This window comes from Sinorhizobium sp. 8-89 (assembly GCF_030124325.1).
In the GTDB taxonomy this organism is placed as follows: domain Bacteria; phylum Pseudomonadota; class Alphaproteobacteria; order Rhizobiales; family Rhizobiaceae; genus Sinorhizobium.
The window spans coordinates 231,265-252,638 of the sequence record NZ_JASKLR010000001.1 but is presented as its reverse complement, the minus strand read 5'-3'; the positions used below and the strand labels follow the sequence as shown (position 1 = coordinate 252,638).

Genomic DNA, 21,374 nt, shown 5'->3' with positions numbered 1-21,374 from the left:
GGGAAAACTCCTTCTCCGAGATCGCCGCCAGGATCTCCGCCTGACGGGCAAAACCGGCGGCAATCAGAACGATCGACAGCAGGAAGAAAACCGTTCCGGCAATGACGAAGGCCAGGAGATGCGGCTGTATCATGCCTCGGCTCGCCTCGGCCGCCGGACCAGCCTCGATCGTCACCGCGCCCATCGCCGTGAAATGCAGTGCCACAATGCCAAGCGTCATTGCCGCCGTGGCAAGCAGCTTGGCCCTCAGCCGTTGATTAGCGTGGGCGACCGCGAAGAGCGCTGCCGCGTCGAACAGCGATCCGGCAAGGATCGAAACGATGACGAGCGTCGCGTCCCAGCGGATGGAGCCGTTCACTTCAAGCGCCGTCATGCCGAGAAAGTGCATCGAGGCGACGCCGGCGCCAAGCACCAGACCGCCGAACAGCCAGCCGCCGCGCCCCGCCACATAGGTCGCGATGCCCAGCGCCGATGTGGTCAGGACAATCGCCACCGCCAGCGACAGCGTCGTGAGGTCGACCTGATAGCCGACCACGAGACCCGGATCGTAGGCAAGCATGGCGATGAAATGGGTCGCCCATATCCCGAAGCCGCTGGCGATACCGGCGGCGGCGACCCAGACCGCGCGTGGTCTGCCGGTCGCAGCGCGCGCATGCTGAAGCAAAGTGACCGCGCCGAAACTCGACAGGAAGCAAATCAACGCCGCCAGCACAACCAGTCGCGGATCGTGTTCCACCGCGAGGCATGTCAGGATCTTGAACATCACGGATCGCCTAAACAAAGCAGTACGCGGACGCAGATCGCCCGCGCCGCTCGTCGTATCTGTTGGCGTTTGGCCGTTTAAGGAAGCGTGAAGATCCGTCGTAGGCCACCGCTCTGAAACGGAACAGTGCTTTCTTCGTTAACGGATCCCGAAATCCGAGCGATGTCGCCGCCTATGCGAGCAGCGACTTGAGGTCGGTGTCAGGGTCGGCAAGTTTCGCTCGATCCGGCGTTATTCCCGCTTCGAGCAGCTTCTTTCCCGTCACGTAGGCCTTGGCATCGTTGATGGCATCGACGGCGATGAATTTGCCTTGTCGGAAGTACCAGACCGATACGCTGCCTTCACGCTGGCCCGGTCGAACAAGCGTTTCATCGTGACCGAGCCCGAAGCCGGCGATCTGGAGCTTCACGTCGTACTGGTCCGACCAGAACCAGGGCTTCGGATCGTAGGGCTCGGAGCTGCCGGCGAGGACGGCAGCAATGGCCTCCGCCTGGTCAACGGCGTTCTGAACCGATTCCAGGCGGATCCGCATGCCCTGCCACGGCAGGACAGCGCAGTCGCCCATGGCAAAGATCGCCGGATCGGAGGTTCGCCCGTAGCTGTCGACGATGATACCATTGGCGGTCTCCAGGCCCGCCTCATGCGCCAGCGCGTCGTTCGCGATAATGCCGATGCCGACGATCACGACGTCGACTGCAATCGTCGAGCCGTCAGCAAGCTCGGCGGCGGTGACGCGCCCGTTGTCGCCGATCAGGCGGTGGAGCCCCATGCCTTCACGGATATCGACGCCGCGGGAGCGGTGAACCCCGCGAACGATCGCGGAGGTGGCAGCGGAGGCGACGCGCTGGAGGATGCGGTCCGCCATTTCGATGACGGTCACGTCCATGCCGCAGGTCCGGGCGATCGCCGCAGCCTCGAGACCAATATAGCCTCCGCCGACCACCAGCGCGCGGCGCCCGGGCTGCATCTCCTCGGCCAGCAGGTCGGCATCCTTGAAATCGCGCACGACGTAGACGCCGGCAAGATCGCCACCGATCGAGGCGGGCAACCGGCGCGGCGTCGCCCCCGTTGCGAAGGCGAGCGTCTCATAGCCGAGCACCGATCCGTCGCTCAACGTTACGTGTTTTTGCCCGCGGTCGATGCGTGTGACCGTCGTCGACAGGCGAATATCGATGTCGTGCTCCGAATACCAGGTCTCCGGCCGATAGAGCAGCCGATCGAGAGTCATTTCGCGGAGCAGATATTTCTTGGAAAGCGGCGGCCGCTGGTAAGGAAGGCTTGCCTCCGAGGCGACGATCGTCACCGGCCGCTCGTCCTTCAAAGCGCGAAGTTTGGCAACCAAGGCAAAGGCGGCTTGGCCGCCGCCGACAACAACAAGTCTTCCCGACACCTGTTCCACCCGTCTCTTGATGCTCGCGTTCCGCCAGCCGTACCCTCTCCGCCCGAGCTTCGTCAACTCGGGCGGAACGGCAAGACCGCCTGCAGGATCAGGGCTTCCGCGGGATTTCCATTCCCTTTTGCGCAGCCGGTCGGGCGAGACCGCGATCGACCCAGGCCATGACATTCGGGAAGCTCTCATAGTCGAGCACTTCCGCACCGCCATAGAACCTGCGAGCTCCCTCTACCCACGGATAGGTGGCGATATCGGCGATGGTGTATTCGTCGCCCATCAGCCATTGCCGGCCTTTCAGCCGCGCTTCGAGAACGCCGAGGAGGCGCTTCGATTCATCGCGGTAGCGCTCCACGGGATAGGAGTTGTTGGCGACCTTCTCGGCCGCGAACTTGAAGAAATGCCCGAACTGACCGAGCATCGGGCCAACGCCGCCCTTCTGGAACATCACCCAACAAAGGGTCTCGTAACGGCCGGCGGCATCCGCGGGGATGAGTTTTCCCGTCTTTTCTGCCAGATAAACCAGGATCGCACCGGATTCGAAAAGACCGATCGGCTTTCCGCCGGGTCCGTTCGGGTCGATGATCGCCGGGATGCGGCCGTTCGGGTTGAGCGACAGGAATTCGGGCGATTTCTGTTCGTTGGCGTCGAACGCAATTCGATGCGGCTCGTAGGGCAGGCCCAGTTCTTCCAGGGCAATAGAGATTTTCACGCCGTTCGGGGTCGGCAGCGAATAGAGCTGGATAATGTCCGGGTTGGTCGCCGGCCAGCGGGTCGTGATCGGGAAAGAGGAAAGATCAGCCATAAGGATGCCTCGAGGTGGGATGCTGAGGTGGACGTGCCGCCCCTACATAGGTCGTCATAATTCCATTTGTTAGGCAAAATTCCGCGAGCGATTGCATCGCTCCATCATTTCTTTCGAAGAACGGTGTTAGAGCGCAGCGCGGATGGATGCGATGATCCGGTCGACAAGAGGGTCTTCCGCATGGACAGCCTTCCGAGCCCTGACGAAGCAGGCTTCCGACCGTAGAATTACGCCATCCGAAAGGATTTTGAGGTGGTTTGCCTTAAGCGTCGAGCCGGTCGAGGTGATGTCTACGATGATGTCGGCCGAGCCGGAAGCCGGCGCGCCTTCCGTGGCACCCAGGCTCTCGACGATGCGATAGAGCTGGATGCCATGGCTTCCGGAGAAAAATTGCTGAGTCAGTCGCCAGTATTTGGTGGCGATCGCAAGCCTGCGCCCGTGACGCGCCCGAAAGTCGGCAGCAACATCGCCGAGATCCGCCATGGTATCGACGTCATACCAGATTTCCGGCACGGCCACGACGACGTCGGCATGGCCGAAGCCGAGCCGGGCGCAGAACTCCACGCGTGCATCGGCATCGGCCAGGCCCTCGCGAACGAGATCCTCGCCGGTGACGCCGAAATCGACCGCGCCGCTGCCGATTTCGCGGGAAATTTCCGAGGCCGAGAGGAATGCGATCTCGACGTCGTCCCAGCCCTCGACGCGGCCGCGATAGGAGCGGTCGTTGCCGACGGCGACGATCTTCATTCCGGCGCGCTCGAAGATCGCCGAAGCCTCGTCCTTCATCCGGCCCTTCGAAGGCAGTGCAATCGTGATCGTCATTTCGCGCCCCCCGCGGTAGCAACCGCATGCTCGATCCGGTCAAGCCAGAGGGAGAAGCCGACCGCCGGAATATGTTCGCGGGCCCCGAGAAGCGTCAGCAGGCGATCGAAGCGTCCGCCACCGGCGAGAACAGCCGCCGTTCCTTCGATCTCGATCTCGAAGACGAGGCCGGTATAGTAGTCGAGCGGACGGCCGAAGGCGGCCCGATAGCGGATGAGATCGATGTCGGCGCCCGCACGCGAAAGGGCCGCAACACGCGCGTCGAAGAGCGACAGCGCGGCTTCGATTTTCAACCCAGACTTCGCGGCGAAGCCGAAAAGCGCAGCCGGGGCGTCGGCGAGCGGTAAGTCCAGCGTCAGGAATTCGCGCATGACCGCGAGCGTGGTCTTGTCCAGCCGCGTGTTCGCCAGCTCCAATTTCTCCTTGAGGCGGCGAGCGATGTCGCGGGGCGACCGGCTGGTATTGGTCGAGTAGCCGGTGGCTTCCATGGTCTGAGCTATATAGGCGACCAGCCGCTCCTCGTCCTCGAGCATGCCCATGATCGCGAGCCGCTCGACCTCATGGCCGAAGACGCCCGCGGATTTCGGATCGGCGAGCTCTGCCAGAAGTTTCTGCAGCTGCTTCGGATCGCCAAAGGCATGGATCAGCCGCTTCTGCCAACCGGCCGGGAGACCGCAGGCGGCAATCACTGCTTCGAAGACGGATTGGTCGCCCAGCGTCACCTTCAGCCGCCGTCCCGGCAATCTGTTGGCAAGAACCTGCATCGCGTCGCCGACGGCTCTCGCGTCCGCCCGCGCTGTGTCCGGTTCACCTAAATCCTCGATGCCGGCCTGATAGAACTCGCCCGATCCCTCACGCCGTTGGCGGAACACTTCGCCGAGGTAGGCATAGCGCTGCGGCGTGCCGGTCGCCGTCTCGATATGGCGAATGCAGACCGGGATCGTGAATTCCGGACGAAGACAAAGGCTCTCGCCCGTCTCGCTCTGCGTCATGAAAATACGCCGCCGCAGGTCTTCCCCGGCCATGTCGAGAAAGGGCTCGGCCGGCTGGATCACCGGTGTGTCGACACGCACCGTCTCCATCCGCTCAAAATCGGCAAGCAGGTCGCCAGCAAAGGCGGGGAGATTGATCAGAGGCATCGCGGTCAGTTCGCCCTTGTTCGGTCCTCGGCCTGTGCCGCCAGCATCTCGCGCACCTTCTCGACCAGATCAGTTTCTGGCACGGAGATCTGCGCCACGCGCGCCTCGCGCCAGGCGACATTGTCCTGGATTTCGCCCGAGAGCCGCTTGCCCTCGATCAGGTCCTTGAGCTGCACGACGCCCGAGGCGCGCTCATCGCCGCCCTGGATGATGGCCAGCGGCGAACCGCGGCGATCGGCGTATTTGAGCTGGTCGCCGAAATTCTTCTTGTTGCCCTGGTACATCTCAGCACGGATGCCGGAATGGCGCAGCTCTTGGACGAAGCGCTGGTAGCGGCCCATGCTTTCGATGTCACGGTCCATGACGCAGACGACCACCGGCGCGATGAGGTCGTCGATCCCAAGCTTGCCGAGATTCTTCAGCGCCGTCATCAGCCGCGACACGCCGATCGAGAAGCCCGTTGCCGGCACAGGCTGCCCCATGAAGCGCGAGACGAGGCCATCATAGCGGCCGCCGCCGCCGACCGAGCCGAAAACGACCTTCTCGCCCTTCTCGTTCGTGACCGCAAACTGCAACTCGGCCTCGAAGACGGGGCCGGTGTAATATTCAAGGCCGCGCACAACCGAGGGGTCGATCTTGATGCGGTCCGCTTCATAGCCCGCGCTGAGTACGAGGCTGCGGATCGTATTGAGTTCCTCGGCGCCCTCCCCGCCCCTGGCGGTTCCGGCCACGAGATCGGCGAGTTCATCGGCGCTCTTCGCATAGTCGCTGATGCCGATGAAGAACAGGATCTTGCGGATCTGCTCCTCGTTGAGGCCAGCGCCCTTGGTGAAGTCGCCGCTTTCATCCTTACGACCCTCGCCAAGCAGCAGTCGCACGCCCTCCGGACCGAACTTGTCGAGCTTGTCGATGGCACGCAAGACCGTCAGCCGCGCAGTCGCCTGGTCATTGCCGCCGAGACCGATCGCCTCGAGCACGCCGTCGAGGACCTTGCGATTGTTGACGCGGATGACGTAGTCGCCGCGTGCAATGCCGAGCGCTTCCATGGTGTCGGCCATCATCATGCACATCTCGGCATCGGCCTGGACACCCGCCGCGCCGACGGTGTCGGCATCGAACTGCATGAATTGGCGGAAGCGTCCCGGGCCGGGCTTCTCGTTGCGGAAGACGTAGCCGGCCCGATAGGTCCGGTAGGGAAGCTGGATCTCGTTGAAATTCTCCGCCACGTGCCGCGCAAGCGGCGCCGTCAGATCGTAGCGCAGGCTCATCCATTGATCATCGTCATCGGTCAGCGAGAATACGCCTTCGTTCGGCCGGTCGCTGTCGGGAAGGAACTTTCCTAGAGCGTCGGTATATTCGAACAGCGGCGTTTCCACCGGATCGAAACCATAGCGCTCGTAGACTTCCTGGATCTTGGCGATCATCTCGCTGACGGCGCGGATATCCGCGGCCGAACGATCGACAAAGCCGCGCGGCAGCCGAGCCTTGAGCTTCTGCGGTTTCTTCGGTTTCTCGTTCATTGAAAGTATTTCCGGACTGTCAAATTTGATCGGTGCCTTCCCTACCGGATCACGTCAAGGGCGGCAAGGGCAGCCGGAATAAAGGGCGCCCGTGCCGGACGCGAGAAAACTCCTCGACGCACGCTTCAGCTTTCTTTCGAGAGCTCCGTCGCTTCCACAACAGGCGCCAATCGGATGTAACAAAGCCGTGATTGTACTTATGGCGATATTCTCCTATAGGTTAAGTGCTGGTCGATTGGGTTGTCCGGCAGCCCGATGCGATCCGGCGGCAGAAGTCACACAAGGCTTTGCCGCTGGCAGTCGGGCGATATTCTGCTTAAAGCCGGAACAAAGGTCGGCGCGATGCGAAGAGCGCGCGAACGACGCAAGGGCTTCAGCGGAGATTTTGGCGGCATGCTGAAATTTGTGAAAGCCGGTCGCGGCGCAATCAAGCCCGCCCATCTGGAAGCCCATGAGGGCTGGCCGCGCGATCTGGCGCAAGGGGATTATCTCGTCGAGGCGTGGCAGTGCAATCTTGCCAACGGTACCTTTCTTCTGGGGCCTCGGACGCTTGCGCTTCTCGGCGCACGACAGAACCCGTGCGGTATCATCGACCTGCTGCGCGTCCACGACGGAGACGACAGGTCAATAATTCTGAACATTCTGGAGCAGGCGACCGGGACACCGTCTTCCTTCTGTTTTTCCACGCGCGTGCGCAGTCGATTCGGACAAGCCTCGCCGCTTTGTTGCGTCGGAAACTCGACGCTTGCCGGTGAAGTCGGAGACGGCATGCTGGAAGGCATATTTGCTTTCCCCGACACCGGGAACTGTTGAGCAGGTGATTGCGGCGACCTGTCCCCTCTTTCACCGGCGGAAATTTATCTTATCTTACATGCATGCTGCGTCGCCTCGCCCTCGTTCTGCTGTTTCTGTCCGCGCCCCTCGTCGGCGCCCTGTCGGCCGCGACACAGGCGCGGGATGTTGCCGCCACGGGCATGGGCCATTATCACTTGGCAGCCGTTGATGCCGATCATCACGCTTCAGCAAATCATGATGCGCGCTGCGAGGCGACAGAGCGCTGCGATCTTCCCACGAAGCCTCTGCATCCCGCGCTCTGCGCGGCGTGCCTGGCAATCAGCCCCGCTCAGTCCAAATTGACGCTGCCCGAAACCCCGTCCACCCGCCTTTCCTCGCGGCATTACGCGAAACCTCTCGGCGAGAGTGTGAGGCCGCAGGTTCCGCCGCCCAAGCCCTTCCTTTCGATCTAGGGAACCACACGGTCGCTCCGCGAGGAATGTTCCGAAAGTTTGAAAATGAAGCATCTCTCTGTTTTTCGGCGAACCGCCCGGAAGCGGAACGATCCCGCATATCGCGGACAAGCGCCCGCGAATGTCGGATAGGATCTCGAAAGGAAAATATCATGTCCCTGAAAACGATCGCCGCCGCCCTCATGCTGGCTGTACTTGCCACCGCCCCTTCCCTTGCGCAGGAAAGCGGCCACGGAACCATGCACGGCTCGACGGAGGCGGCAAATCCGGCCGGCGATGTTTCGCCGTCCAGCAAGGCCTTTGCCGCAGCAAACGCCAAGATGCACAAAGACATGGACATCGTCTTTACCGGCAAGGCCGACGTCGACTTCGTGCGCGGCATGATCGCCCACCACCAGGGGGCGATCGATATGGCGAAGGTCGAGCTGGAACACGGCAAGGATGACGAGATCCGCAAGCTGGCGGAGGACATCATCAAGGCCCAGGAAGGCGAGATCAAGATGATGAAGGAATGGCTCGCCAAGAACGGTGGCTAATGAACAAGACCTTCTCTCCCGTCGAGGCATTCTGCTCTTGAACAAAGCACGAGGCCCGACGGGAGAGGTTTTCCGGCTGGCGCCGTCGGTTCACGCGGACCGGCGCGCCGGCCTTTTGAATTGCTGCCGCATATCCTCGATGCCTCCGCGGCAAAAACAGCCTTCGAGATGATCGTTGACGAGGCCCATGGCCTGCATGAAGGCGTAGATCGTCGTCGGTCCGACAAAGGTCCAGCCGCGTTTCTTCAGATCCTTCGAAATCCGCGTCGACGTCGATGTCGTCGGATTGGCGATCAGGGTTTCATAGTTCACCATCTTTGGACGCTCGCTCTGATCCGGCTCGTAGGACCAGAAATAGGAGGCGAGCGAGCCGAACTCCGCGCGCAGTTCCTTGGCCCGCCGCGCATTGTTGATGGTCGAGACAATCTTGCCGCGATGGCGGACGATTCCGGTGTCCGCGAGGCAACGCTCGATGTCGGCCTCGCCGAATTCGGCGACGCGGTCGAAATCGAATCCGGCGAACGCGGCGCGAAACGCTTCGCGCTTCCGCAAGATCGTCAGCCACGACAGGCCCGACTGAAAGCCTTCCAGGCAGATCTTCTCGAACAGTCGGTGATCGTCTGTAACAGGCCTGCCCCATTCCTCGTCATGGTAGCGCCGGTAGTCCTCGAGATTGCCGTGCCAGGCGCAGCGATCAAGTCCATCATCTCCGGTCATCAAGCCTTTCGCGGCCATTGTTTCATTCTCTCTCGGTTGCTCTTTTGTTCTGTTTACCACTCGCAAACCACTTTCATAAAGTGGCCGATAACCCTACCCGGAGCTTTATTCGCGCGCCGGCCTTTTAATGAACGGCCGTTTACCTTTCGGTGGCAACGCAGTGCCACGATCTGGCCATTGCCAAGCGCGCCTGGCCGGCGAAAGCGTCGCTTTCCCAGCCACGGAGCCTTCCTTTGAAGATTTTCGGCGCAATGTAGCGAGTACGCCCATGATGAAAAAATCCCTTTTTCTTGCCATGTCCCTCCTCTGTGTCGTTGCCGGCGAGGCCGGCGCGCGCGACCGGTATCACAATCGCCCGCCTGTTATTGTCAGCCCGGATCTCACCGCCCCCTGGTTGATGCAGCTTGGCGGGCAGCAGGCGCGTCCGGTCGCCTACCGTCCGCAGATGCCGACGGCCACCCGAAAGCAGTTCGACCGACGTCAGGCAAAGCGCCGGGCCGCGCCGGCCTTGGTCCAGCCGGTTGCGGCCGTGCGCGCCCAAAAGCCGGCGAAGACGAAGTTCGATCCGCAGTTCCTGCCGCAAACCGTAGCCTATGATGGTCCGGAGAAACCGGGCACGATCGTGATCGACACCAACAACCGCTTCCTCTATCTCGTCACAGGCAAAGGCGAAGCCCGCCGCTATGGCGTCGGTGTTGGCAAACCGGGCTTCGAATGGGCCGGCGCGCATAAGATTACACGGAAAGCGGAGTGGCCGACCTGGACGCCACCACAGGAAATGATCGCGCGGGAAGCCGCGAAGGGGCATTATCTGCCGGCCCGCATGGAAGGCGGCCCCGGAAACCCGCTTGGCGCCCGGGCTATGTATCTCGGCTCCACGCTCTACCGCATTCACGGCACCAACGCGCCCTGGACGATCGGCTATGGCGTCTCGTCCGGCTGCATCCGCATGCGCAACGAAGATGTCGTTGATCTCTATGAACGCGTAAACGTAGGCACCAAGGTTATCGTGATATAAAACTGCTCTTCACCTGAATAACCCGCGTAAAGATTGCGTTCACCGTGACAACAGTGCTCCAAACGCAACAGCTGTTCCCAGAGATACTAGTTACGCCAGTGCCCATGCTCTATCGGATATGGCGCAGGCTTGAGCTTGCAGGTAATTTGCCGAACCTGCACGCGATTAGGGTTGAGAGGGAATCGTTAATGAAATTTCATGCCAAGAAGGTGGTTGCGCTCGCTGTCGCGGCCACGGCGCTGTTTGGTGCGACGAATGCATCGGCGTTCACTCCGGCGAATGCACCGGAGGCCACCGCCAAGCATTCCGACATTCTGTTGGCCGCGTATCAGAAGCGGCCGCCGCAAAGATACTGGCGCACCAAGGTCCGTTTCCGGACGAATGAAGCTCCCGGCACCATTATCGTCGATACGAACAACAAGTATCTCTACTACATCGACGGCCCGAACCGCGCGACGCGTTACGGCATCGGCGTCGGTCGCGAAGGCTTCGGCTGGTCCGGTGTCGTCAAGGTCGGCCGCAAAGCCGAGTGGCCAAGCTGGACGCCTCCGGCGGAAATGCGCGTGCGAGAAGCCGCGAAGGGCCGCATCCTGCCGATCACCCAGCAAGGCGGCATCGACAATCCCCTCGGCGCCCGCGCGCTTTATCTCTACAAGGGCGGCCGCGACACGATCTTCCGCATTCACGGCACGAACCAGCCCTGGACCATTGGCCAGAACATGTCGTCGGGATGCATCCGGATGATGAACGAGGACGTCGAGCACCTTTACGAGCGCGCCGGCATCGGTACGAAAGTGATCGTCATCGGCCCGGGCAGCAAGCACGGCGATGTCAATTACGACGATCGCGGCGTGGACATTTTCCGCCAGATCTTCGGCGGCTGAGTTTATCAACGCAGCAACGTGACGAATGCCGGCACCGATGCCGGCATTCGTATTTTTTGACGTCAGAGACCTGCGGGTCTTGGCCCGCCATAAGCCCAGTCCAGGAGTTCGACCGTGTGCAAGATCGGAAGCGCCGTTCCGGTCGCGATCTGCGTGATGCAACCGATATTGCCGGTCGCAATCACATCCGGTTTCGTCGCTTCGATGTTGCGCACTTTGCGCTCCTTGAGCTTCTCCGATATCTCGGATTGCAGGATGTTGTAGGTACCCGCGGACCCGCAACAGAGGTGGCCCTCGGCCGGCTCGCGAACGGTGAAGCCGGCCCGCTTCAACAGCTCCTTGGGCGCCGTCGTGATCTTCTGGCCATGCTGCATCGAGCAGGCAGAATGATAGGCAACTGTCATCCCCCGCTTCTCCCGCTGCGGCAATTCGAGACCGGCCAGGTATTCGGTGATGTCCTTTGCCAATGCGGACACTTTCGCGGCCTTTTCCGCATATCCCGGATCCAGCCGGAGCATGTGACCATAATCCTTGATCGTGGTGCCGCAGCCCGAGGCGGTAATGATGACGGCATCGAGACCGTCGTCGTCCGCCGCCTTCAACCAGATATCGACGTTGCGGCGAGCGGCCTCGAGCGCCTGCTCCTCCCGCCCCATGTGGTGCACCAGCGCTCCGCAGCAGCCCTCGCCGGCGGAGACGACAACCTCGATGCCCTGTCCCGTGAGCAGCCGGATCGCCGCTTCGTTGATCTCAGGCTTCAAGACTGGCTGCGCACAGCCGGTCAGGATCGCGACCCGGCCACGGCGCTCGCCCTTCGCCGCATAAGTAGCGGGCCTGGTCCCTGCAGACGCCGGCGGCACTGTTTTCGGAGCAAGGTCGAGCATGACGCCAAAGGTTTTCATCCAGGGAATTCGCTTCACCAGCCCCGCCAATGGGCGGGTAACACCAGCCGCCCGTAGCGCGAACCTAAACCGCCGTGGATAGGGCAGCACCGCGGCGAGAACTGCGCGCGCGAAGCGATCCTTGAACGGCCGTTTGTAGGTCCTTTCGATGTGGATGCGGGCATGGTCAACCAGGTGCATGTAGTCGACGCCCGACGGACAGGTGGTAAGACACGAGAGACAGGAAAGGCAGCGGTCGATATGCGTAACGGTCTCGCGGTCGGCCGCCCGGCCGTTTTCGAGCATTTCCTTGATCAGGTAGATCCGCCCGCGGGGACTGTCGAGTTCGTCGCCGAGGACGACATAGGTCGGACAGGTTGCCGTGCAGAAACCGCAGTGGACACACTTGCGCAGGATCTTTTCGGATTCGGCGACACGGGGATCTGCGAGTTGCGCGGGTGAGAAATTGGTCTGCAACCGAATACTCCAATTAGCGGGCCTTGCGGCCTCCGGACCGCGACGGTCCCGGATTAAGGCGATCCGGGATCGTCGGACCATTCTTATCAAGTTGGGGCGGAATCCGGGCGAAGACTTGCGCCCCGCCGCATTCCACCCTGCAGTCCCGAGTCTAGACCAGCCAGCTCTCGGGATTGGTGATCGGTTCCTCCCGTGCCGCTTTCTGCAAGCCGACAACGCATCTGACGACGATCCACACCGCTGTGGCCACAAAGCCTAGAACGCCAACGACCATAACGGTAAGCAGCGCCGAAATTATGCAGAAAAGCAAGGCGATCCAGAAGGTGCGGATCGCCCAGGTATAGTGGGTCCTTGCCCATGGCTCCGCCTTTTCGCGGTTGAGATAAGCCAGCACGATCCCGACGAGCGCGGTTATACCGATGGCAAAGCTGACGAGATAAAGCACATAGATGATCTGAATGTTGACCTTGCCCGGTTCCAACCAGCGATCCGTCTGGCGGGAAAGCGGGGTCCGGGGACCGGTATCGCTCATCGAGTTCTCCCATGGCACGTTTCGAACGGATCGCGCCTGTCGGCGAGATCGGCGGCAGAAGAAGCTCTTTCACTCACTCCTACTCCTGCCTAGGCGCCTATTGCCATCCGCCCCGGGTTGAAAATCCGCGACGGATCGAACCTGACACGGATGCGCTCCGTCAATTGAGCGACGGCGGGCGCCTGCGGTTCGAAGGCCGGAACGCTGGCGCGCACATCGTCGCCGGCCCTCACCAGGCTCGCATGGCCGCCGCCGAGCGCGCCGACATAGCGGCGCACGAGCGCCGCCTCAGCGTCCGCTTCCATCCGCAGCCAGACGAGCCCGCCCTGCCAGTCATAAAACGCATCGACACCGGTTTGCAGGCGCAGCGCGGCAACCAGCTGATGGCCGGCGGACGGCGCGACCGAGACCCGCCACAAGGGTCGCCTGGTGCCATCGGCATAGGGCTTCACGTCGCGGATTTCCGCCCACAATGCACCGGTTGCCGCCGCATCGAGTCGAGCGACCGGTCCGAACCGGGAAAGAGCCGCAGTGAGTTTCTCAGCACGTATGTCCACAGATTCGGCCAAGCCCTCCAGCCTCAGAACAGTGGCCGCGCCTTCGGGAAGCGTGCCGTCCAGGAAGCGTCCGCGCACGCTCTCCGGCAGATGTGCCGCGCCGGAGGCCTCCACCGGCAGCGCCATCGTCTCGGCCATGGCCGCCGCAGCTTCGGCATCATTGAGACCCGAGACGACCACCGTCGCGGCCGTTGGCGGCAGCGGCAGCACCTTGAAAGTGACTTCCGTCAAGATTCCGAGCGTGCCGTAGGAACCTGCCATGAGCTTGACGAGGTCGAGCCCGGTAACGTTCTTCATGACCCGGCCGCCAGCCTTGATCACGTCGCCGGCTCCATTGACGAATCGCACGCCGAGCAGGCTGTCGCGGGCGGCACCGGAGACATAGCGCCGTGGACCGGAAACATTCGCCGCGAACACGCCACCGATTGTCGGCTCGCCCGACGTGGCGAAGATCGGCCGATGATCCACCGGTTCGAAGGAAAGCATCTGGCCGTTGGCGCGAAGCGCGGCTTCGACCTCGGCAAGCGGCGTTCCGGAGAGCGCGCTCATCGTCATTTCCGCCGGATTGTAGCTGACGATGCCGGAGAGGCGGCGGGTCGAGAGTGTTCGGTCCGTCCGCACCGGATTGCCAAGCCCCGAGCGCGTGCCACCGCCGACGATCGCCAGAGTGACGCGCTCTGCCGCTGCGGAGCGCACAATCGAGGCGATCCCCTCCTCGCTGGCCGGTTCGAAGTGGACGATCATGCTGCAGGCCGTCCTTCGAGCGGAAAGACTTTCGACGGGTTGAGGAGCCATTCGGGATCAAAGGCCGCGCGTGCCGCCATCTGCTGGTCGAGATCGGCCCGACTGTATTGATGCAGCATCAGCTCACGCTTCTCGATGCCGACCCCGTGCTCGCCCGTCAGGCAGCCGCCGGCATCAACACAGAGCTTAAGGATGTCGTTGCCTGCCGCCTCGGCGCTGGCGGCATCCTCCGGATCGTTGATGTTGTAGAGGATCAGCGGATGCATGTTGCCGTCCCCGGCGTGGAAGACGTTCGCGACACGCAGGCCATAGCCGGCGACGATCTCGCCGGTCTTGCGCAACACATGCGAGAGCTGGCTGAGCGGCACCGTACCATCCATGCAGATATAATCAGCGATGCGGCCGGTTGCGCCGAAAGCCGATTTCCGGCCTTTCCAGATCAGCGCCGCCTCGAGCGCCGATTGGCACTCCCGGATCGTGGTGACGCCATGATGGCGAGCGACCTCGATGATGCTTTGAAGCATCGTGTCCATCTCCGCCTCGGATCCCTCGACTTCCACGATCAGCAGAGCCTCGACATCGAGCGGATAGCCGGCATGCGCGAAGGCTTCGCAGATCTCGATCGCCGGCTTGTCCATGAATTCGATCGCGACAGGAATGATGCCCGCTCCGATGACATCGGCAACGCAGGCACCGGCCGCCTCGGACGAAGCAAAACCGAAGAGCACCGGCCGCGCGCCTTCCGGCTTGGCGATCAAACGCACCGTTGCTTCCGTGACGATGCCGAGCTGGCCTTCCGAACCGCAGACGAGGCCAAGCAGGTCATATCCGGCCGCGTCCAGCGCCTTGCCGCCGACTTCGATGACGGTGCCGTCGAAAAGCACCATCTTCACGCCCAACAGATTGTTGGTGGTGACGCCATATTTCAAGCAATGGGCGCCGCCGGAATTCATGCCGATATTGCCGCCGATGGTGCACGCGAGCTGTGAACTCGGATCGGGCGCATAGAAGAAGCCATCGCCGGAGACCGCCTCGGATATATTGAGGTTGGTGACGCCCGCCTGAACCGTTGCCGTTCTGTTGAAGAGATCGATATCGAGAATGCGCGACATCTTCGAAAGACCGATAACGACGGCATCCTCCTGCGGGATGGCGCCGCCCGAGAGCGATGTACCGGCGCCGCGCGGCACGACGGGAATGCCGTAACGGCTGCAATATTTGAGTACGGCGGCCACCTGTTCCGTCGTTTCCGGCAGAGCGACGGCAAGCGGCAAGCGCCGATAGGCGAGGAAAGCATCAGTCTCGAAGGGCTTCAGCTCGCGCTCCTCGCTGATCAGACAGCCTTTGGGCAAAAGATCCTTGAGGTCGGCGACGATTTCCTGCCGGCGATCCAGGACGGCTTGTTTCGGTTTCAGAAACCCGATCGTCTCCGGCATGAGATACTCCCAAACAAAACTGCCACAGAGTGGTATTTTTTGTTTACCACTAGATCGCCACGCATTCAAATGAACGCGCAAAGGGCGCGTTGGCAATTTGAATCTAGAGCATCTTATCCGTTTTGTGAAAGCGGGATGTACGAGATCGCCACGCGTCGCATCAGACGCGCAAAGCTCTCGGCAGCACTTTGAACCGCTGTTTCCTCACGTGGGCTCCGATTTGAGAAAACATGCAGTAGGATCGACAGCCGGCAAATGCTAATGAGCTTTTCGTTTTCGGCAATAATGGTCAAGATTGATGACAAATCTCGGCGATCTCGAGATCTTCACGCGGGTCGTCTCCACCGGCAGCATGTCCGCTGCGGGGCGCGCGCTCAGCCTTTCTCCCGCGGTGATCTCCAAGCGCGTCAAACGCCTGGAGGACAGGCTCGGCACGCGGCTCCTGCAGCGCACGACACGGCAAATTTCGCTGACGGAGGCGGGACAGGGTTTTTATGACCGCGTCCTCGGCATCCTCGCCGGCATCGAGGATGCGGAAGCCTACGCTTCCGGCCGCTCGTCGCAGGCGCAGGGTACGCTCAGAATCACTGCCCCAACATCCTTTGGCCGCATGCACATCGCGCCGCATCTGACCGGCTTCATGAAGGATCATCCGGACCTCAAACTCCACATCGTTCTCAGCGACGATTTTGCGGACATCGTCGCGGAAGGCTTCGATCTCGCCGTGCGGATCGGCGAACTCACCGATTCAAGCCTCGTCGCGCGCAAGCTCGCGCCAGTCCGTCGTCTCCTCTGTGCGGCACCGAGCTATGTCGCCCGCCACGGTCTTCCGCATGAAATCGGCGATCTCGCAAACCATGTCTGCCTGCCGGCGCACAACAACGACAACTGGAAGCTCGAAGGCCCCGCCGGCAGCCTGAGCTATCGCCCGGAGGGGCCGCTCGTCACCAATTCGTCGGAGATCATCCGCGAGGCGGTGATCGCCGGCGCCGGCATCGCGCTGCGCTCCACCTGGGACATCGGCAAGGAACTGCGCGCGGGACAGCTGGTCCAGGTGCTGCCGCAATGGGAAGGATCCCATAACCTGACGCTCTCTGCCGTCTACCCAAGCCGGCAATTCCTGCCCGCCAAGGTCCGTCTATTTATCGACTACCTGGCGGCCCTCTACGGACCGGTGCCCTACTGGGAGCAATAGGGGCGCGTGGCGGATCGAGCGCATTCCGGGCGCCAAACCGTCACACTTTCCTGGAATTGCTCTATTTCTGCGCGCTTTCCTCGTGGTGGCGGCGAATACGCCGAACCACGAGCCAGACGCCGATGACGGCACAGGGAACCGCTAAACCGGTCAGCAGGTTTGGATCGACCGGCAGCTCGTAGCTTACCGCCTTGGCAAGATAGCCGAAGAGGCCAACGACGTAGTAGGAAATGGCGGCGACCGACAGGCCTTCGACGGTCTGCTGCAAGCGCAACTGCAGCTTGGCCCGACGGTCCATCGAGTTTAGCAGGGCACTGTTCTGCCTTTCGAGCTCCACGTCCACCCAACTGCGAAGCAGCGCCGTGGCGCGCGAGAGCTTGCGCGACAGGTTCGCCTGGCGTTCCTCGACCGACTGACAGGTACGCATAGCCGGTGCCAATCTGCGTTCGAGAAAGGTGCCGATCGTCTCGTAACCGGGCACGGCCGTCTCGGACAGCGTGCGGATGCGCTCCTGTACGATGCCGTAGTAGGCGCGGCTGGCGCCGAAGCGATAGAGGCTGAGGGCGGCACCGGCCTCGACGTCGGCGGCAAGCCGTGTGATTTCGGCGAGCATCTCGTCGGCCTCTTCGCGGACGTTCTCCTTCATTCGCTGCGTAATTGCGGTCAGGCCGTCCTCCGTCCGGCGGATTTCCGGCGACAACGACTGCGCCAGCGGCAGGCCGAGCATGGCGAGCGTGCGATAGGTCTCGATATCGAGCAGGCGCTGCACCAGCGCGCCCGTGCCCGCTTCGGTCAGGCCGCAATCAATGACGAGAATCTGGGTGAGCCCATCGCCGTTCTGGCGAAAATCCGTCACGAGCACGGCCTGGCCGTTCTTGGTTTCACTGTAACAGAGACTGGTCGGATCGAAGGCCTTGATCGCCTCGCGTGCCTCGGGCGTGTCCGGGCGGATTTCGAGACGTATGCCGGAAATCAGCGTTCCCGGCGGCGAAAACCCGTCGCCGAACGGATGGATGGGCACCTCGCCGCCGAACCGTTCCGGTGCCGGTGCGTCCCAGAAATAGGTCGAGAATTCTGTGTGCCGTTCCCAGCGCAACGTGCCCTGCCCCCAAGGCATGGCGTGGTGGTTGGCGTCGCGGCCGGGCGGCGCGATACCGCGCGAACGCGACAGCTCGGACAATGCGGCGTGGTCAACGACCGAGCCGCCTTCGGTCATGAAGGCAAGCTGAAAAATGACGCGGGGCGTCGTCACCAGGGCGTAGGGCCGCGAGTGAACTTCGCCAAGAACCTGCGCACGCAGCGGCGCGGACGGAAATGCGAAACTGCCCTTTGCCATGAAGCGCTTCATCCCCCTCACGCGTTCATCTTCACTCTCTTATCAACCAAGTGCGCAAAATGAACAGGACGCATTGACGCAGTTTGACTTTTATCAGTCCGCGTCGCCGAGAAGTGGACAATCAATTTGACCAGTTGGGCGCGCCTGCCTAGATTGCCTCGCCAAGGAGAGTTTCGCTGTGACCGAAGAGCAAATCGACCTCTACTCCCGCATCAGCCACAGCCGGACCGCGCACGAGGTCGTGCAGCAGATCGAGCTTCTGATCCTCGAAGGCGTGTTGCGCGACGGCGACCGCTTGCCGGGTGAGCGGGAACTGTCGAAGCGTTTCGACGTGTCGAGACCGATCCTGCGCGAAGCCCTCAAGGAGTTGGAGGCGCGCGGACTTGTGGAAAGCCGGCATGGCGGCGGCACGTTCGTCGCCGACGTTGTCGGCCAGATCTTCTCGAAACCGTTGATCGAGCTCATCGGGCGCCACCACAAGGCGACGCAGGACTACCTGGAGTACCGGCGGGAGCTCGAGGGGCTGACGGCGGAGCTGGCGGCGAGCCGCGCAACGGATTTCGATCGCGACATTCTCACCCGCATCATCGAGCGGATGCGGGCGGCCCATCGCAACGGCGACTTCGACGAGGAACTGGAGGCTGACGTCGAGTTGCACAACGCGATCGGCGAGAGCGCCCACAACATCATTCTGCTGCATACGCTGCGCGCCTGCTACAGGCTTTTGACCCAGGGAATATTCTTTCACCGAACATCGGTGTTCGGCGCTCCGGGCGCACGCGATCGGCTTCTCGCCCAGCATGAAGCGATCTACGCCGCTATCATGGCCCGTGACCCGCAGGCCGCCAAGACGGCGGCGCAAAGCCACATCGACTTTGTCGCCGCAGCGGCATACGAAGCCGAGCGCACCGGCGAGTGGGCACGTATCGCGCGGCTGCGGCTTCAGCAGCGGGATCGTGCGGGATCCTAGTATCCTGAAGCTTATCCGCCTTGCGTTCCCCATGAAATTCAGCGGAATGCAGCCCGAAGGCCTGGCGGGACTGTTTTTTTGGCGAAATGAAAGCGCGTACATATATTTAGTGCTGGAGTAGCGAGGCTGTCGGAACCGCGACGCCGTCTCGCCAGTTAACCGCTGGACCGACGTCATTTACAGGCAAGATAGGCGCGTCATACTTGTCCAGTAATTGATGTCCATTGATTCGCAGGAGTAATTGCGCCCTTGAACTTCTTGAACCGGCTAGCTGCTGATGTGCATCTGATGTTGCGCCGCCCGGCGCGCATGCAATATGCCGCGCTCTGCTACCGTCTCCGCAAGAAGACGCGGGCGCTGGAAATCCTCCTCATCACCAGTCGCGACACCGGCCGCTGGGTCATTCCAAAAGGCTGGCCAATGCAGGGCAAACGGGCACACGAGGTCGCGGAGCGCGAAGCCTATGAAGAGGCCGGCGTGAAAGGCAAGGTGCACAAGACCGCAATCGGCGCCTATGTCTACCAGAAGCGCATGAATCATGGCCTGAAGATCTCCTGCAAGGTTCAGGTGCACGCGCTTGAAGTCGATGACTTCTGCAAGAATTTCCCTGAGAAGGGTGCACGGCGACTTGAGTGGGTCACTTACCAGGAGGCGGCAAACCGCGTCGCCGAACCCTCACTGAAAAGCCTCATCCTGAACTTCGGCGAACGGATGTCAGCGCTTCCCGCGCCCGTGCCCAAGAGCGCCAACGGCTGACGGCCGGATTTGGGTGGGCGGTGCCCGGCCCGTGTGAAAAAAGCGCCCGTTGGCCATAGCCGCCATTCTCCCGCCAATTCCGCTTGAACACGCTGACCTGTAGCGCTACTGGCGATTAAGTGAATGGAGATCGACTGTGGCCAAGCCGCGTCCGCGCCTGGAAAAGCTGACCCTCGACAAGGACCTCGACAAGCTCAGCCTTGCCGAGGAAGCATCGCATCACGTGATGCGCAGGTTGGCTGCCCCCGGCCTCGCGCTGCTCTTCCTTCTTCTCAGCATGGCATTCGCGGCAACCTATGTGACCGGCTCGTCCGGTGCCGCCATCGTCGTCGCGGCGGCGGCGATTGCCGGTTACATGGCGATGAACATCGGCGCCAACGACGTGACGAACAACGTCGGCGCCGCCGTCGGCGCGAAAGCGATAACGATGGCAACGGCCTTGGGCATCGCCGCCGTCTTCGAAGTCGCGGGTGCCCTGATCGCGGGGCGGAAAGTCACGCTTACGATCGAGGCCGGCATCGTCGATGGCGGGCTCGTCGATCCTTCGGCGCTCGTCTGGGTGATGATGGCCGCGCTTATCTCGTCCGCAGCCTGGATTAACATCGCCACCTATTCGCGCGCGCCTGTGTCAACCACTCACTCGATCATCGGCGGCATCGTCGGCGCCGGCATGACCGCCGCCGGTCTTTCCAGCGTCAACTGGTGGGCGCTCGCCGGTATCACGGCAAGCTGGTCGATATCGCCACTGTTTGGCGGCGTCATCGCGGCGATTTTCCTCGCCTTCCTCAAGGAATTCATCATCTATCGCGAGGACAAGATCGGGGCCGCGCGGCGCTGGATGCCGGTCGTCCTGGGTGTGACGGCGGGCGCCTTCACCGCCTATGTGGCCGTTTTCGCACTCGTTCATGTGGCCGTCATTTCGCTCTCGAGCGGTCTTCTGATCGGCCTGCTCACAGGCATGTTCTGTTATGTATCGAGCAAGCCCTGGATCCACCGCCAGTCGGTAGGACTCGACAACCGCAACCAGTCGCTACGCAAGCTGTTTCGCATGCCGTTGATATTCTCCGCGGCACTGCTTTCCTTTGCGCATGGCGCGAATGACGTCTCCAACGCCATTGGGCCGCTGTCGGCGATCGTTTCTGCCGCCAGTGGCGCCGTATCGACAGAAGGCGCGAGGGCGCCGTTCTGGGTGCTGCTCATCGGTGCGCTCGGCATTTCGCTCGGCCTCTTGCTCTACGGGCCGCTTCTGATCCGCGTCGTCGGCGAAGAGATCACGCGCCTCAATCCCATGCGCGCCTTTTGTGTCGCGCTTGCCACCGCCGTTACCGTGTTGCTCGCATCTGCTCTCGGGCTGCCGATCAGTTCCACCCACACGGCAGTCGGCGCAGTCTTCGGCGTCGGCTTCTTCCGCGAATGGTATACGCGCCACTCCAGACGGCGGCTGGAATATGTTCGCCAAAAGACCGGACAGGCGGATTTCATGGGCTCGGCGGAGACCAATTTCGCCGAAGTGCGTCGCCGTCGGCTGGTGCGCCGCTCCCATTTCCTGACGATCATTGCGGCCTGGGTCATTACCGTGCCGGCGTCCGCCCTGCTCTCCGCAGTCGTCTACCTCATCCTGTCCGGCCTTTTCCTCTGAAGGTGACCGA

Annotated in this window: 20 protein-coding genes; 8 read left to right on the top strand and 12 right to left on the bottom strand. The window is 62.1% G+C overall.

The features are described from left to right. The 6 genes from QN219_RS01235 to hisS form a co-directional block, all read right to left on the bottom strand. Nucleotides 1-763: MHYT domain-containing protein (locus QN219_RS01235; RefSeq protein WP_309486520.1), on the bottom strand; the 763-nt coding region annotated here is incomplete at its 3' end. Between the two features lie 172 nt (nt 764-935). Continuing rightward, nucleotides 936-2,153 carry an FAD-dependent oxidoreductase gene (locus QN219_RS01230; protein WP_283997354.1) on the bottom strand — a complete coding sequence of 406 codons (1,218 nt, stop codon included), beginning with the start codon at nt 2,151-2,153 and terminating at the stop codon, nt 936-938. A 97-nt stretch (nt 2,154-2,250) separates the two neighbouring features. Next, nucleotides 2,251-2,958, bottom strand: coding sequence for a glutathione binding-like protein (locus QN219_RS01225; RefSeq protein ID WP_283997353.1), 708 nt, complete (start codon nt 2,956-2,958; stop codon nt 2,251-2,253). Between the two features lie 126 nt (nt 2,959-3,084). Continuing rightward, nucleotides 3,085-3,780, bottom strand: coding sequence for an ATP phosphoribosyltransferase (hisG, locus tag QN219_RS01220; RefSeq protein WP_283997351.1), 696 nt, complete (start codon nt 3,778-3,780; stop codon nt 3,085-3,087). After that, nucleotides 3,777-4,919, bottom strand: a complete 1,143-nt coding sequence (locus QN219_RS01215; RefSeq protein ID WP_283997350.1) for an ATP phosphoribosyltransferase regulatory subunit — start codon at nt 4,917-4,919, stop codon at nt 3,777-3,779. Before QN219_RS01215 ends, hisG begins: the two co-directional genes overlap by 4 nt. A gap of 5 nt (nt 4,920-4,924) precedes the next feature. Then, nucleotides 4,925-6,439, bottom strand: a complete 1,515-nt coding sequence (gene hisS / locus QN219_RS01210; RefSeq protein ID WP_283997349.1) for a histidine--tRNA ligase — start codon at nt 6,437-6,439, stop codon at nt 4,925-4,927. Between the two features lie 393 nt (nt 6,440-6,832). Between hisS and QN219_RS01205 the strand changes: the two genes are divergently transcribed. Both QN219_RS01205 and QN219_RS01200 read left to right on the top strand, forming a co-directional pair. Beyond that, on the top strand, nt 6,833-7,252 hold the full coding sequence (locus QN219_RS01205) for a hypothetical protein (RefSeq protein ID WP_283997348.1): 420 nt from the start codon (nt 6,833-6,835) through the stop codon (nt 7,250-7,252). Nucleotides 7,253-7,838: 586 nt separating this feature from the next. Next, a complete protein-coding gene (locus tag QN219_RS01200; RefSeq protein ID WP_283997346.1) occupies nt 7,839-8,222 on the top strand; it encodes a DUF305 domain-containing protein in 384 nt (127 codons plus the stop codon). A gap of 90 nt (nt 8,223-8,312) precedes the next feature. Here the strand turns inward: QN219_RS01200 and QN219_RS01195 are convergent, their stop codons facing one another. After that, nucleotides 8,313-8,957 carry a DNA-3-methyladenine glycosylase I gene (locus QN219_RS01195; RefSeq protein WP_283997344.1) on the bottom strand — a complete coding sequence of 215 codons (645 nt, stop codon included), beginning with the start codon at nt 8,955-8,957 and terminating at the stop codon, nt 8,313-8,315. 250 nt (nt 8,958-9,207) lie between these two features. Between QN219_RS01195 and QN219_RS01190 the strand changes: the two genes are divergently transcribed. Beyond that, nucleotides 9,208-9,957: a L,D-transpeptidase gene (locus tag QN219_RS01190; RefSeq protein ID WP_283997343.1), complete on the top strand. Its 750-nt coding sequence runs from the start codon at nt 9,208-9,210 to the stop codon at nt 9,955-9,957. A gap of 188 nt (nt 9,958-10,145) precedes the next feature. Then, nucleotides 10,146-10,841, top strand: a complete 696-nt coding sequence (locus QN219_RS01185; RefSeq protein ID WP_283997342.1) for a L,D-transpeptidase — start codon at nt 10,146-10,148, stop codon at nt 10,839-10,841. Between the two features lie 62 nt (nt 10,842-10,903). Here the strand turns inward: QN219_RS01185 and glcF are convergent, their stop codons facing one another. The 4 genes from glcF to QN219_RS01165 all read right to left on the bottom strand — a co-directional run bounded on the left by glcF (nt 10,904) and on the right by QN219_RS01165 (nt 15,468). Continuing rightward, nucleotides 10,904-12,199: a glycolate oxidase subunit GlcF gene (glcF, locus tag QN219_RS01180; protein WP_283997341.1), complete on the bottom strand. Its 1,296-nt coding sequence runs from the start codon at nt 12,197-12,199 to the stop codon at nt 10,904-10,906. A gap of 151 nt (nt 12,200-12,350) precedes the next feature. Then, nucleotides 12,351-12,731, bottom strand: coding sequence for a hypothetical protein (locus QN219_RS01175; RefSeq protein WP_283997339.1), 381 nt, complete (start codon nt 12,729-12,731; stop codon nt 12,351-12,353). A gap of 89 nt (nt 12,732-12,820) precedes the next feature. Continuing rightward, nucleotides 12,821-14,032 carry a glycolate oxidase subunit GlcE gene (glcE, locus tag QN219_RS01170; protein WP_283997337.1) on the bottom strand — a complete coding sequence of 404 codons (1,212 nt, stop codon included), beginning with the start codon at nt 14,030-14,032 and terminating at the stop codon, nt 12,821-12,823. Beyond that, a complete protein-coding gene (locus tag QN219_RS01165) occupies nt 14,029-15,468 on the bottom strand; it encodes an FAD-linked oxidase C-terminal domain-containing protein (protein WP_283997335.1) in 1,440 nt (479 codons plus the stop codon). Before QN219_RS01165 ends, glcE begins: the two co-directional genes overlap by 4 nt. Nucleotides 15,469-15,766: 298 nt before the next feature. Here QN219_RS01165 and QN219_RS01160 point away from each other — a divergent pair, with 298 nt between their 5' ends. Continuing rightward, entirely contained in the window at nt 15,767-16,663 is an 897-nt protein-coding gene (locus tag QN219_RS01160) for a LysR family transcriptional regulator (protein WP_283997333.1), read from the top strand. A gap of 61 nt (nt 16,664-16,724) precedes the next feature. On the opposite strand, the gene QN219_RS01155 is transcribed toward QN219_RS01160, so the two are convergent. After that, nucleotides 16,725-17,999: a DUF3422 family protein gene (locus tag QN219_RS01155; RefSeq protein WP_283997331.1), complete on the bottom strand. Its 1,275-nt coding sequence runs from the start codon at nt 17,997-17,999 to the stop codon at nt 16,725-16,727. A gap of 178 nt (nt 18,000-18,177) precedes the next feature. Here QN219_RS01155 and QN219_RS01150 point away from each other — a divergent pair, with 178 nt between their 5' ends. The 3 genes from QN219_RS01150 to QN219_RS01140 all read left to right on the top strand — a co-directional run bounded on the left by QN219_RS01150 (nt 18,178) and on the right by QN219_RS01140 (nt 21,364). Beyond that, nucleotides 18,178-18,969, top strand: coding sequence for a FadR/GntR family transcriptional regulator (locus QN219_RS01150; protein WP_283997329.1), 792 nt, complete (start codon nt 18,178-18,180; stop codon nt 18,967-18,969). Between the two features lie 249 nt (nt 18,970-19,218). After that, nucleotides 19,219-19,725, top strand: a complete 507-nt coding sequence (locus QN219_RS01145; RefSeq protein WP_283997327.1) for an NUDIX hydrolase — start codon at nt 19,219-19,221, stop codon at nt 19,723-19,725. Between the two features lie 136 nt (nt 19,726-19,861). After that, complete coding sequence (locus QN219_RS01140; RefSeq protein WP_283997325.1) at nt 19,862-21,364, top strand: inorganic phosphate transporter; 1,503 nt, start codon at nt 19,862-19,864, stop codon at nt 21,362-21,364. Nucleotides 21,365-21,374: the final 10 nt, after the last annotated feature.

Coding starts and splice junctions, on each gene's coding strand:
- QN219_RS01225 (WP_283997353.1), bottom strand. CDS start 2,958: ATGGCTGATCTTTCCTCTTTCCCGATCACGACCCGCTGGCCGGCGACC.
- hisG (WP_283997351.1), bottom strand. CDS start 3,780: ATGACGATCACGATTGCACTGCCTTCGAAGGGCCGGATGAAGGACGAG.
- QN219_RS01215 (WP_283997350.1), bottom strand. CDS start 4,919: ATGCCTCTGATCAATCTCCCCGCCTTTGCTGGCGACCTGCTTGCCGAT.
- hisS (WP_283997349.1), bottom strand. CDS start 6,439: ATGAACGAGAAACCGAAGAAACCGCAGAAGCTCAAGGCTCGGCTGCCG.
- QN219_RS01205 (WP_283997348.1), top strand. CDS start 6,833: ATGCTGAAATTTGTGAAAGCCGGTCGCGGCGCAATCAAGCCCGCCCAT.
- QN219_RS01200 (WP_283997346.1), top strand. CDS start 7,839: ATGTCCCTGAAAACGATCGCCGCCGCCCTCATGCTGGCTGTACTTGCC.
- QN219_RS01195 (WP_283997344.1), bottom strand. CDS start 8,957: ATGGCCGCGAAAGGCTTGATGACCGGAGATGATGGACTTGATCGCTGC.
- QN219_RS01190 (WP_283997343.1), top strand. CDS start 9,208: ATGATGAAAAAATCCCTTTTTCTTGCCATGTCCCTCCTCTGTGTCGTT.
- QN219_RS01185 (WP_283997342.1), top strand. CDS start 10,146: ATGAAATTTCATGCCAAGAAGGTGGTTGCGCTCGCTGTCGCGGCCACG.
- QN219_RS01175 (WP_283997339.1), bottom strand. CDS start 12,731: ATGAGCGATACCGGTCCCCGGACCCCGCTTTCCCGCCAGACGGATCGC.
- glcE (WP_283997337.1), bottom strand. CDS start 14,032: ATGATCGTCCACTTCGAACCGGCCAGCGAGGAGGGGATCGCCTCGATT.
- QN219_RS01165 (WP_283997335.1), bottom strand. CDS start 15,468: ATGCCGGAGACGATCGGGTTTCTGAAACCGAAACAAGCCGTCCTGGAT.
- QN219_RS01160 (WP_283997333.1), top strand. CDS start 15,767: ATGACAAATCTCGGCGATCTCGAGATCTTCACGCGGGTCGTCTCCACC.
- QN219_RS01155 (WP_283997331.1), bottom strand. CDS start 17,999: ATGGCAAAGGGCAGTTTCGCATTTCCGTCCGCGCCGCTGCGTGCGCAG.